Origin of the sequence: Nostoc sp., from assembly GCF_036919895.1 — a bacterium.
Lineage (GTDB): Bacteria > Cyanobacteriota > Cyanobacteriia > Cyanobacteriales > Nostocaceae > Nostoc.
Genome location: NZ_JBALBW010000044.1, coordinates 1 through 13,590, shown reverse-complemented (window position 1 = coordinate 13,590; position 13,590 = coordinate 1). Strand labels below are relative to the sequence as shown.

At 43.7% G+C, this 13,590-nt stretch carries 8 protein-coding genes; 2 read left to right on the top strand and 6 right to left on the bottom strand.

Annotated features, from left to right (window positions below):
• Positions 1 to 7: 7 nt before the first annotated feature.
• The 6 genes from V7K55_RS08005 to V7K55_RS07980 form a co-directional block, all read right to left on the bottom strand.
• Positions 8 to 2,302, bottom strand: a complete 2,295-nt coding sequence (locus V7K55_RS08005) for a PhoD-like phosphatase (protein WP_334829935.1) — start codon at positions 2,300 to 2,302, stop codon at positions 8 to 10.
• A 323-nt stretch (positions 2,303 to 2,625) separates the two neighbouring features.
• Entirely contained in the window at positions 2,626 to 4,017 is a 1,392-nt protein-coding gene (locus V7K55_RS08000; protein WP_334829933.1) for a malic enzyme-like NAD(P)-binding protein, read from the bottom strand.
• A 342-nt stretch (positions 4,018 to 4,359) separates the two neighbouring features.
• Positions 4,360 to 4,560: a hypothetical protein gene (locus V7K55_RS07995; protein ID WP_334829931.1), complete on the bottom strand. Its 201-nt coding sequence runs from the start codon at positions 4,558 to 4,560 to the stop codon at positions 4,360 to 4,362.
• Positions 4,561 to 4,789: 229 nt separating this feature from the next.
• Positions 4,790 to 5,872 (bottom strand): photosystem II q(b) protein, encoded by a 1,083-nt coding sequence (gene psbA / locus V7K55_RS07990; RefSeq protein WP_334829929.1) that lies wholly within the window; start codon positions 5,870 to 5,872, stop codon positions 4,790 to 4,792.
• A gap of 360 nt (positions 5,873 to 6,232) precedes the next feature.
• Complete coding sequence (locus tag V7K55_RS07985) at positions 6,233 to 7,732, bottom strand: MBOAT family O-acyltransferase (protein WP_334829927.1); 1,500 nt, start codon at positions 7,730 to 7,732, stop codon at positions 6,233 to 6,235.
• A 76-nt stretch (positions 7,733 to 7,808) separates the two neighbouring features.
• Positions 7,809 to 10,826, bottom strand: a complete 3,018-nt coding sequence (locus V7K55_RS07980) for a DUF1574 family protein (protein WP_334829925.1) — start codon at positions 10,824 to 10,826, stop codon at positions 7,809 to 7,811.
• Between the two features lie 418 nt (positions 10,827 to 11,244).
• Here V7K55_RS07980 and V7K55_RS07975 point away from each other — a divergent pair, with 418 nt between their 5' ends.
• Both V7K55_RS07975 and V7K55_RS07970 read left to right on the top strand, forming a co-directional pair.
• Entirely contained in the window at positions 11,245 to 11,481 is a 237-nt protein-coding gene (locus tag V7K55_RS07975; RefSeq protein WP_334829923.1) for a hypothetical protein, read from the top strand.
• A gap of 101 nt (positions 11,482 to 11,582) precedes the next feature.
• Positions 11,583 to 13,590: phosphoenolpyruvate carboxylase (locus V7K55_RS07970; RefSeq protein ID WP_334829921.1), on the top strand; the 2,008-nt coding region annotated here is incomplete at its 3' end.

The window sequence follows — 13,590 nt, the reverse complement described above, 5'->3', positions numbered from 1 at the left end:
AAGCTGGTCATTCTAATAAAGACTGATTGGGTGTTAACTGGCTCTCAAAACGACTGTAAACAATTTGGGTGGGATACCAAGAAGAAAACCAGTACAAATCCTGAATAACTTTATCAGAACGACTCCTGTCTGCAAACTCAAAGTGAACCAGACCTAAATTATTTAATCCAACCACTTCTCGCCCCTCCTGAAGCCAACGAGATTTCCAAAACATCAGGGGTTGTAACCATTTCCATTTAGCATCTTCGGCTCGTTTCCAGGGAGCTATCAAAGATAATATATCTGCTGTGTAGGCAGAAGTCTGGACAGTCTTTCGAGGTATCCACTCCAGCACACAATGCCAGTCATAGTTAGTTACCATCTGGTATGGGCGTAGCCCACCAAATAATTGTTTTGCTGAAACTTCTACCATATTCGGTGGGTCACTCCACCCGATCCAATGTCGCACCTTTTCTGGTAGCAGCAAATCTTTCAATCGTGTATGAATCAGCCGCGTCAAAGTTTCTTCATTCTTCAATGCACTAGCGGTTAACTGCACTAAGACAGACTGCAAGTTGGAATGGGTGCGTGTATAAGACAAGTGAGCAACAGAACTGTAATGGATATCTCCAGAGAGAATAACTATTTGTTGACGTTCTTCAAACAAGGTGGTTAAAAATTTCGCCAGTGCTTGCATATTAATGTTCCAAGCATCTCCAACATCCGTTGAAAAAACTTTCTCTTGTTTCAAGTTCCAATGGTGAATCAAATCAACGACTTGCATTCCAAATACATTCGTGGGTGCAATCACAAATGTATTTGAAATCTGAGTTTCTTCAGCTACTTGTTGTAAAGGTAAAACTAGTTGTTGCTCAAAGGCTTGCGGACACAACAGCATTGGTGGCGCGATTGGTTTTTGATCGGCTGGATAACCCCGCCAAGTCCGTGTATCCAGCACAATTACTTCATGGCAATTGCTCCTGACTATATAGTGCCAAGTCAGTGCTTCAGGATCTCGATCCAGAATAAATACCGCACCGTCTCGGACTAAAATAGGTAAGCCTGTAGCGGAATCGTTGGCTGGCATCCCGACATAACGAGCGATCGCTTCATCAGCCTTTGCATCCATACCTTGGGATGCAGACCAAGCTTGTGCAACCGTCAACAGCTTTTCACCGGCTTTACCCTTTGCAAATTGCCCTGGTGTATTGCCCCATCCTTGAAACACCGTGTAAGCTAACAAAGCATTTTGGACTATTCTTCGCCCCAAGGGACGACCCAGCACTCGCAAACACCAAGCTTGGTTTAAGTTCCAGTCATCACTAACATCATGGTCATCAAAGATGGTGTACGTGGGAATATTGGCAAGGGCGCGACGCACTTTCCAAAGGGTGTAGATGAATTGGCGTAAATGCCAGACTGCTTGGTTCCAATCTTTGATAGCATGGCGATCGCGCGTTACTTGATGTCCTTGGGGAAATGTAGTCGGCCAGCACACTGGCGACCAAGCTAGTAAATAAGTAGCGTAATATTCACCCAGGCTGAACAGATGACTGTCAACTTTCTCCGATTTATTATGTAATCCTGCGGTCAAACCAGCTTGATTTGTCGCCACATCAGCCCGCTCTCCAGGGGGTAGTTGCTGGGGAGTGCAGTAAACTCCATTCACCGGAAGTTGTTCTTCCCAACCCAAAAGGGCATCACCAAGAGTAGTAGCAACCCACAGCGATGGATCTGCTACATCGTCGCCATAAATTTGATCTCCAGTCATGAATAGCTGGTGAGGGCGATGTTGGGGTTGATTGGCTGAAGTTTCAATTAAACTGTCAAGAATTGGCAGTGCATCAAACCCATGACCATGAGGTTTACGACAGGAAGCATGGACAATTTGCAAATCTTGCAGACGGTTTGGCGGCAAAACAAAGGTTGGTTTTTGATGAGCGAAGTAGCTGATGCTGACTGTAGGAAAAGAGTTTGAGCATAATGCTTGTTGCATTTGCTGGGTTTGGCCTGCAATAGTAAGCTGGAGATCGTAAGCATAGAGGCGATCGCTAGCTAGGCGACATCCAACCGGAGATCGAGCCGTTATTGCAACTACATGAAGATTTTTACCCAGAGCAAAGCTTGAGCGTTCTCCCTCTAATAAGCAATTTCCTAGCGCTTCACCATCATTTGTTGTTTCATAAACCTTGAGTTCTACTTTACAAGACTGTTTTAGAGCAACCCATACTGTCACTGACTCTGGTTCAGTATGTTTTAGGATTGGCCCCGCCAAAATTAGCGGCAGTTGTTGTAAGAACTCGTCCCCAGCTTGATACTTCATTGCAAACAGTTGACAAAATGGTGGCTTTTAGATGATATTGCTTTATCCAATCACCAAATGGGGACGAGTTTTTCGCCATTCCTTAATCTGACCGTTTGGACGAACAAATTGTTAGGCAAGCTGTACAACCGAAATCATAAAATCATGGAGAGCATTACAGCACTGACGGCAGCTATGAGGTACACTTTAAAACTGAAAACCTTGACAGAATAGGGGAAAGGAGAAAAGCTGTATTGCATAATAGCCGGAAGCGCTGTATCCAAAACCCTTGTAGAGAGACGTAGCACTGCTACGTCTCTACTATTTTTGGAAATGTATTTTACTTAATTCCGAGCGATACCTTCTTGACGCGCTGCTTGTTGCACAGCAGCAGCAACAGCTTTGGCTACTCGCTGATCAAAGACTGAAGGAATAATATGTTCCCGATCTAAATCTGAAGGGTTGACTAAAGAAGCGATCGCATTTGCAGCTTCTAAATACATTGTGGTGGTAATTGTCTTTGCCCGACAATCTAAAGCCCCACGGAATACCCCAGGAAAAGCTAGGACGTTATTGATTTGATTCGGATAATCACTGCGACCGGTAGCGATAACAGCAACATCATTACTGATTAATTCTGGCTGAATTTCTGGAATGGGATTTGCCATTGCAAACACAATTGGGTCTTTCGCCATTGAATGCACCATTTCTGGTGTCAAAACTCCCGGTGCGCTAACACCAATAAACACATCTGCCCCTTGCATCGCACCCGCTAATGTACCCTGAGCTTTCACGGCAAATTCGAGTTTTTCTTCTGTCAAATCGGTGCGACTGGTAGAGATAATCCCTTTAGAGTCGCACATCCAGATTTTTTCTGCCCCAGCTGTACGGAGTAAGCGAGCGATCGCTATTCCCGCCGCCCCAGCACCGTTAATCACGATGCGGATTTCTGCCATTGTCTTATGTACCAGTTTTAGAGAATTAAACAATGCTGCTAAGGTGACAATGGCTGTACCGTGTTGGTCATCATGAAAAACGGGGATATCTAACTCTTCGCGCAATCTCTTTTCAATTTCAAAGCAGCGAGGTGCAGCGATATCTTCTAAATTCACACCCCCAAAAACTGGCGCGATATTCTTAACTGTCTGGATAATCTGTTCTGTATCTTGAGTGTCTAGACAGATGGGAAAAGCATCTAGCCCTGCAAATTCCTTGAATAGCATTGCTTTGCCTTCCATGACTGGGAGAGCAGCTTCTGGGCCGAGATTTCCCAATCCCAAAACGGCACTACCATCGGTAACAATGGCAACAGTGTTTTGTTTGATGGTTAACTTGTAAACTTCCTCTGGATCTTGAGCGATCGCCGTACAAATTCGACCGACTCCAGGTGTGTAAGCCATTGCCAAATCGGAAACACTCTTCAGGGGAATTCTACTGGTAATGCTGATTTTGCCACCGCGATGCAAATTAAAGGTGCGATCGTAAACACTGAGTAACTTGATGTCTGGCAATGCTTTCACTGCTTGCACAATGGTTTCAGCGTGTTCAGTACTAGCAGCATCCACAGTCAGATCGCGGGTGGATTCTTTGCGGGTTTGCTCGATTAGATCAATTTGACCGAGATTACCGCCAGTAGTTGCGATCGCCTGGGTTATCGATGCCAACATCCCTATCCGATTGGGAATCTGCAAGCGCAGCGTCAAACTAAAACTAGAATTAGGAGTTAGGTTTGCCATGTTGATTTTGGATTTTAAGTTTTAGATTTTATATTGAATTGAGACGAAAACTAAAATCTCAGACTTGTAGTTCAGTGGAAACACAATTAATATCATCAGTAGTTAGTTTACTCACTGCTCGCAGTTTTGGGAGCATCCACTTTTGGAAGAAACACCAGGCCATTGGAAATCGCGGCTATACAAAGGAAGTCCACCTGCGCGGACTTCCTTTGTATAGCCGCAGACTACTAGTCTGTTCGCGTAGCGTGCGCCTTAGCGCAGGGTGATCTGCCAAAACGGGATGCTCCCGCAGTTTTGATAATTATTTTTATTTATATCAATGTATTTACTAATATAAATGAGTCACAATTTAGTAATTGTACCCAAAGACCGCAGATATTTTTTTAAATTTTTATTACTCAGCAACCTTTTTAAACCATCTGTATCTTCTACGACTGTATAACGACGATCGATCTCATGGCGTGTTAAGCGATCGCCACTTTCTAAAGGAGGGATGGAAGCGCTATTATATATAGCGTTTCCTAATAATACAAAGTACATCATAGCCCCCTCATCGCTTGCGGGGAGGGGGTTGGGGGTGGGGTTCTTGTACCTCACTCAACTGAGAACCGCTATATTTAAGTCATATTCCACAGAAGCCGCCATTAACTAATTCCTCATCAGCAGGAGTTGTAGCTTGAATCTAACATAGTGGAGTCTAATGTCTTAGGTAGCTAAATAAAAAGCGCCCCCCATTTTTGGAGGGCGCTTTTTATTTAGCTAATCTTCAGAATTAACCGTTGATAGCAGGAGCAGTCATTGCTACAGGTGTAACTTCACCAGCAGCCAAATCTAGGGGGAAGTTGTGAGCGTTACGCTCGTGCATTACTTCCATACCCAAGTTAGCGCGGTTGATTACGTCTGCCCAGGTGCTGATGACGCGACCTTGGGAGTCAATGATTGATTGGTTGAAGTTGAAACCGTTCAAGTTGAACGCCATTGTGCTGATACCCAAAGCGGTAAACCAGATACCAATGACAGGCCAAGCTGCGAGCAAGAAGTGCAATTGACGGCTGTTTTGAAATGATGCGTATTGGAAGATTAAACGACCGAAGTAGCCGTGGGCTGCAACGATGTTATAGGTTTCTTCTTCTTGACCGAACTTGTAACCGTAGTTAAGAGATTCGGTTTCGGTGGTTTCACGCACCAAGGAAGAAGTCACTAGAGAACCGTGCATTGCACTGAACAAGGAACCGCCGAATACACCAGCCACACCTAACATGTGGAAGGGGTGCATCAAGATGTTATGTTCTGCTTGGAACACAATCATGAAGTTGAAGGTTCCAGAGATACCCAAAGGCATACCATCAGAGAATGAACCTTGACCGATTGGGTAGATCAAGAATACTGCACAAGCAGAAGCCAAAGGTGCGCTGTAAGCTACGCAGATCCAAGGACGCATACCTAAGCGGTAAGAAAGTTCCCACTGACGACCAAGGTAGCAAGCGCAACCGATCAAGAAGTGGAAAACTACCAATTGGTAAGGGCCACCGTTGTACAACCACTCATCTAAGGAAGCAGCTTCCCAAATTGGGTAGAAGTGCAAGCCAATAGCGTTGGAGGAAGGAACAACTGCACCGGAAATGATGTTATTTCCGTAGATTAAAGAACCTGCAACTGGTTCGCGGATGCCATCGATGTCTACTGGAGGTGCTGCGATGAAGGCAATTACGAAGCAAGCAGTAGCAGCTAGTAGGGTTGGGATCATTAGGACACCAAACCAACCGATGTAAATCCGGTTGTCTGTGCTGGTAATCCACTCGCAAAAACGATCCCATACGTTAGCGCCAGAGCGCCGTTGTAAGGTTGTGGTCATGGTTTTATAAGTGCTGTTTTTTGTTAAAAATGGAACAAGCGAGATTCTATTTTCGCCTGTTAAATAGAGTCTACATGAATTTACTTGGATGCGGACTGGGGCTTAATATTCTGTAATTAAATTCCTTAAAAAGCTCATCAAACTGTCAAGTCTTACTACTTAAAAAAGACTTATAGATTAACTCTCTGTAAAGCATTTCAACACCAGACTAGCTATAACTTTCAATGATGCGATCGCCTATTTAATTATTTTTACATTCCTTTACAAATCGCCTGGTTAAAAAATTTTAATTTTTGTTGATTTGTAACAAAATAATAAGTTGTAAATTGCCTTATGTTGCTGTCGATTGTTGGTAGGAACTTAAAAATCAAAGTATATATAGGGCAAACTACCTTCAGGAGCTAATAACCAAACAGCGTAGAAACATAGAGGGACAAAGACAAGCTTAATAGGCCAGTTAAACTCTAACTTCAGCATTCTGTTGAAGGCATAGACTACAGCCATCATGGCAGCTAAAGCTAGAAGTACCCAAGCGAGTTGGTATTGACTGATGTTTAAGGCTTCTACATAGACTTTTTCGGCAAACTGAGCGTCAGCAGGATAACCCAAAAGGTGTCGAATTACTAAAGAAGAGTCTTGGAGATTAGGTAGACGGAACCAAATCCAAGAGGTAAAAACCATCAGTTGAGTCAAGAACCAAGCGACAAAGATCCCTAGAGGATTTTGCCAGAAATGTTCTAGTTTTTCATAGCGATCGCTCATTGCATCTGTAAGTCGATGAACCACCAAAGCTAACCCGTGGAATATGCCCCAAATGACATAACCCAAAGAAGCCCCGTGCCAGATACCAGCGATTACCATCACAGTAAATAAATTCCAGCAGGTACGGACTAAACCCCGACGGGAACCACCCAAAGGAAAGTAGACATAGTTACGTAGCCAATCTCCTAGAGTGATATGCCAGCGCCGCCAAAATTCTCCAATACTGGTGCTGAAGTAGGGAAAGTCAAAATTCTCAGGTAGAACCAAGCCGAAAAGCAAGGCACTCCCACGGGCAATATCTACGTAACCATTGAAATCTAGATATAACTGCAACCCATAAGCGAATGTCGCTAACCAGAGATCGGTACTACCCGCCCGTTGTAAGTTACCAAAACATAAATCCACAAAAATTCCTAGGTGGTCTGCAAAAATACCTTTTTTGACTGCGCCTCTAGCAATTAACCATAGCCCCTCTGCTACTCTATCGGCACTGGGAAAATCTAGCGTATTGAATTGATTTGCTAAGTTGTGATAGCGCGTAATCGGGCCGGAAATCAGTTTGGCGAAGAATAATTTATAGGTGGCAAATTTGAGAAACTGATCGGTAGCAGGCGCACCGCGATAGACATCTATTAAATAAGCAATGCATTCAAAGGTGAAAAATGAAATTCCCAAAGGTGCAATCAATTTAAAGGAATTATCTGGTGAGTTGGTTTGGATATTGAAAAAAAACTTGAATAAAGGGGTTACATACTTAAAAGTTAATAATAGTAAAACATTTAGAGTTATACCTAACCACAAAACTTTTAGACGACGACGATTCCAGTCACCTTGAGCAAATTGCCACTCTTCATTAGAAATTTGCCAGTCAAGAGAATGTTTTCCTGGTGATGTATTTTTACCAATTTCTAGCCCTACACGGAAATTAATAAACGTCAATGCTAATAGTAATGGTATGTATTGGATGTGCAAAGATCCGTAAAACACCAAACTAGCAATTAACAACGTCCACAGTCGCAATTTCTGTTGTGCTAAAGACCAGTAAATTCCTAAAACACTCAACAAGAACAGCCCATAGAAAATTGATATAAAGTTCATTTTTTAGTCATTTGTCATTTGTCATTTTTCATTGGGCATTGTAGATTATTCTCCTCCGTCCCCAATCCCCTACTGCTTACTTCACTGGCCAAGGAATCATCGGGTCATTAGCCAGCTTTTTAGAGACTTCGTATGCGCCAAAACGGTTGAGGTGGCTGGGATCGGAAAAGTAGTCATTTGCTTTTGGCCACTTTTGGCTTAAATCTCGATAAATAAAGTTGGGATTAGTCGCTAGACGCAACATATATTGCTGAAATTGTTGCTCATATTGTTTACGCACTGGATCTAAATAATCTGCCGTGAGAGGCATGTTAACAAACACTAAGGAAATTTTCTGAGACTGGGTAAACTGAAGCACTTCTTGGAAAGCAGCATCTTGCTCTCCTTCTACTTGGAAAGATTTATAGTCGTTGTCGTAATTTCCGGGAACTCTAGAATGTTTTTGATAGTACCTAGCAGGATTGAAGCGAATAGACAAAGGTAGAAAGCCATCAAAGTCAACTGCTTGCTGAGAAATACTCTCATCTGAAGTACCATCTGTTAGCTGTTTTTCTGATGGAACTGTCTGACTTCGACCATGTATAAGCAATTGTTTTTGCAGTAAACTCTTTATTTGGTCGCGGTTTTGATAGCTAGCAGAAACAGATGCTAGAGCCTGATTCAATGACTGGTTGATAGCTTGATATGTACTGACCTCTTGTTTTTCATCGTTGGTTTTTTGTTCTACTGAATTTACTGTATTCTCTTTCTCTGGCAAATCATTGGTACTTCCATTTGTTGGTGTTTTTTGAAATGCTTGTTTATAACCAGCTGATGTAGCAAGGGATTTAAAGGTAATATCCTCGCGTCCACCGTTGAAAGCACGCGCACCATCTGCCCAGATGATTATTTTGGGTAGTTCTGATGGTTCCAGCACGTGGCGAATTACAAAGTCTACAACTTGTGCGGTAGCACCGTTGATGCCAAAGTTAAACACGTCAAGATTTGGATAGCCCTGAGTTGCTAAAGCTTTAGAAAGTGCTGCTGGATCTACTCCTCTAAGGGCGCGGGAGGAGCCAACAATTAATACATCTGGCGGAGTACTGCTTCTAGCCAAACGCTGTTTGTACAGTGCTAGTTGTTCGTCTAACTGCCTAACATTGAAACTTGGCATCTGCGATCGCGCTGCTAAAAGAATAGCTGTTGCGGTTGCTTTTTCTTTCAGTGGTGCGGCTGCCAAATTCTTTGTCGGGGTATCATCACTTTGGGTAAATTCCGAAGCATTAAATACAGAACTCTGATTTGGAGGAGATTTTGTTTTAGGAGTGTGGCTAAAAAATGTCGTTTTCTCGCTCTGAGTTTTCCCAGATGTCAAAGATACCTTTTGCCCAGATGATGAAGGTAAGGCACTGGCCACTTTTGACGAACTCGGCGTAGTCTGTGCAATAATTCGACCCAATACCCAATCAGTTTGCAGGGTCAGTAATAATCCCAGTGTTCCCCAAACTAGAGCAATTTTAAGTCCTTGATTGTCAGGGCTTTGTTCTGCTGGCTGGTCGCTTTCAGTAAATAACTGGCTTTTTAACAGGAATCTTTTCGCGGTTGCACTTGCCGTTGCTATCCAATCTCGCGCTGCTTCTGTTACAAAACTTTGAACTTCTTCTGTTGTTAAGTCGGGGCGCAAAATTGGCTCACTAGTCTCAGAGGTTACTAAATCATTAACGTATTTAGAAGTAGCGGCGAATTCTGGGGTTGCTTCTGGTACTAAACGTTGGCGATGTTTGAGATCAACGCCATAGTGCCAAAAAGGTTCTTTATTCCCAGCCCGGCGACCGTATATACGTACTCCCATAATACCGGGAATTTTCAAATGGCGGATAAACTGCGTAATTTTACTTGCTACTTGTTGACGACCTGGACAAACAGGCGCATCACATAGAATATGCAGTAAATCATTTTTTTTCAACAGGAGGACGCGAATTCCACCTGTCAATAAACGCCAATCCAGGTCAGGATTGAGTAAACGCTCCAGTAAAAATATGATGGCTGGTTCATCGCCAGTATTTGCCAAATCTAGCGGGGATGTGGCAAAGGCGGGATGGTTTGTGGCGGGTAAAGCTAGCCAATCAATCCAAGTGGGTTGCTTGTCGCCTGCTTTTTGTCCGTAGACGGTGGTGGCAATAATGCCTTGAGGGGCGATCGCTTCTAGCTGGGGGACAATGAGCTTTAAGCACAATGCTTTGTCTGGAATTGGCGCAGTTCCTAAAGGATCAAAAGCTGGCGTACAAAAGATATGTAGTGTTGATTCTTTCAGAGAAGCTTGGACAGCAACTTTTAATCCTGATAGTACCTCAGTTAATAATCGGGCGATCGCTTGGATATCACCCCAACGCGCCCATTCTTTCAGCATTACTTCTGGCGGCGTTAAATCCACACGCAGCAGCCAATCAGGGGCAGTTTCGCCCCTTACCTGGGAAACAATTACGGCATCTTGGTAGCCGGAAAGCTTGAGATAACGCAACTTCTCTGCGATGGGTTCAGCAAGCAATGAGGCATCAGGACTATAGCTCGACTGGCAAAATATCCACAGGCGATTTTCTTCTGGCTCAGAGTTCTTTGATTTATATGGCTTAATCTTTGCCTGTACTGATACACCCAAACTACTCAGAGTTTCGCTGAGATATCTGGCGATCGCTTCTGGGTTCCCTTGACGTGCCAAACTTTCGTTAGAGACAATTAGCGCCCCACCGGATTGTTTTGATTTTTCCGAATCTGCTAGCAAGGCTTGTTCTACCTGCTCCAAATGCTTATCTATTTGATTCAAGTAAACCCGATGGCACCATTTAGGGCGCTGTTCCCCTTTTCTTCGGCCATAGACAAATACTTGATATATTGAGGTTTGTTCGCGGTTTGTGAGGATATCTAAGTTTGTTTGCTGTAGTGCTTGCAGCAAATCAGACAAAGTACGCCAACGCTGTGGACATTCTGTACCTTCACAAAGAATATGAAGGTCATTTCCCCGTAACCGGACTTTCACCCCGAAAGTGTTGATCCCTGTGGCTTGGCTTACCCACTGCACTAAGGATTGCTGGCGATCTGGTAATACTGTTTTCATGGGAAGTTAACTTTACAGTCAGCGATTGTTAGGGGATAGTGCCTGCACTTGTAAACTAGAACCATCTGTCTATCACACTCTGACGTTTTTTTTTAACAATTTTGTTACCTTCGAAGCTCACAAAATCGGCCAAGATAGTCTTGTACAGGTTGCAAGTCTGACTAATATTGAGTTTTGCGTTTATTTTACTAATAGGGAGTCAGAATTCAGAAGTCAGAAGTCAGAATAATTCTATATGACTAACTGATGACTTGTCCTTTAATACCGGATTCGCGTCTACTGCGCTTGATGAACGAAACAGACAACAAGTTTATCTCATTTAAAGTCCATCCCTCGATCGTTGGAGTCATCTTAACTCCTAATTTCTGACTACTGTACAGACGCGATTAATCGCATATCCCATAACCAAAAATTAGCAATGCCTCCTGCCAACCAAGAACCCGCAACTAACCCGCCATCCCATCTCGATTTATTTACCATTCCCAAATCGTTCCTTTTACAAGTAGGTACAGCGTCTATATTACTGCTGCTCATTAGCGGAAAAACCACGGTAAAGGCACTAGAAAGCATAGGGGAAGCCAGTGAAGAATTGTTTCGAGGCGATCGCCTACCCATTCTTGACTTCCCAGAGAATGACGAAACGAATCAAACTTAGAGAATATACACCAAATAATTATTTGCTCAGGAATAACCCGATGAGCATTCAGTAAAAAACCTAGAAGCGTCAACAGTAATTAGCTTTACAAGATAGAGAATATGGGTTCCCTTTTATACTCTTCGTCTCAAACTGCGGATATATACCCGGTGTCGGAATTATTTTTGCGTCATCGTCTCCAGGTAGTGGAAGAATTGTGGGAGTCAGTTCTCCGGCAAGAATGCGGTCAAAATATGGTAGATTTGTTGCGGCAGTTGCGCGATTTGTGTTCGCCAGAAGGACAGGCAACAAATGACCAAGCATCCTCAGCCGTCAAATTAATTGAACAACTAAATATCAACGAAGCAATTCGCGCGGCCCGGGCTTTCGCTCTCTATTTTCAGTTGATTAACATCATCGAGCAGGAATACGAGCAACGGCAGCAATTGAGTCGCTATGAGGCAGAAACAGAAGCGACAGAATCAGAAAGAGCATCTAATGTCAACTATTCGTCCAATCAAAGAGAAAATGACGCGCCTGTTAGCAATGGACTAGCAGCAGAATTCCTGACTAAGAATTATCTAGAAAAAGCGTCAGTCAAACCAAAAGGGACTTTCGCTGCTTTGTTTCCCTATTTATTCAAATTGAATGTACCACCCCAGCAAATTCAACGTCTAATTGCTCACTTAGATGTCCGTTTGGTTTTCACAGCGCACCCGACGGAAATTGTTCGTCATACTATCCGCGATAAACAGCGACAGGTGGTGCAACTCTTGCAAAAACTGGATGCTTTGGAAAACCATTCTGGTGCTGCATCTGGCGGATATGCCTGGGAAGCAGCAGATGTCCGCGAACAATTGCTCGAAGAAATTCGCTTGTGGTGGCGCACTGACGAACTTCATCAGTTTAAACCCACGGTGTTAGATGAAGTAGACTATGCCCTACACTACTTCCAAGAAGTTTTATTTGATGGCATTCCCCAACTTTATAAACGTTTCAAACACACCCTATCTAGTACCTTTCCTTGGCTAGAACCACCAAGTAAAAACTTTTGCTCTTTCGGCTCCTGGGTAGGCTCAGACAGGGATGGGAATCCATCAGTCACACCAGAAATTACCTGGCAAACAGCTTGCTATCAACGCAAAATGGTGCTGGGGAGATATATTCAGTCAGTGAAAAATCTGATTGAATTGTTAAGTGTATCGATGCACTGGAGTGATGTCTTACCAGATTTGCTGGAATCTCTAGAGTTAGATCAGTCCCAGTTGAGTGAGGTATACGACGCGCTAGCATTGCGTTATCGACAAGAACCATATCGGCTGAAACTGGCTTACGTACTGAAACGACTAGAAAATACCCGCGATCGCAATCTAGCTTTGTACAATCGGGAAACGCCAAAAAATCAAGATAGTCCCCTGTATCGTTCGGGAGACGATTTTTTAGCAGAACTGCGGATGATTCAGCGTAACTTGACAGAAACAGGTTTAAGCTGTCGAGAATTAGAAAATCTCATCTGTCAGGTAGAAATTTTTGGCTTTAACTTGACACAGTTAGATATTCGTCAAGAATCATCTCGTCATGCCGATGCGCTGGATGAGATCCTACAATACCTGCAAATATTACCTCAACCTTACAACGAACTATCTGAGGAGCAAAGAGTAGCTTGGCTCACAGGAGAACTGCAAACCCGCCGGCCGTTAATTCCAGCAGAATTGCCATTTTCTGAAAAAACCAACGATGTAATTGAAACTTTTCGCGTCGTGCGATCGCTCCAACAAGAATTTGGCCTCAACATCTGCCAAACTTACATTATCAGCATGTGCCGCGACGTGAGCGACGTGCTGGAAGTATTACTGTTAGCCAAAGAAGCCAGACTTTTTGACCCCGCCATAGCCGTGGGAACCATTCAAGTTGTCCCCCTATTTGAGACAGTAGAAGACTTACAACGCTCCCGAAGCGTCATGCGGAAACTATTTGAACTCCCGTTATATCGCGCTTTATTAGCTGGCGGCTACAAACAGACAAAAACAGAGACTGTTGTGGATGAAACATCCCCCCCTGCCTCCCCTGCCTCCGCTGCTCCCCCCGCTCCCCCCGCCCCTCTCCCCGTGAACTTACAAGAAGTAATGC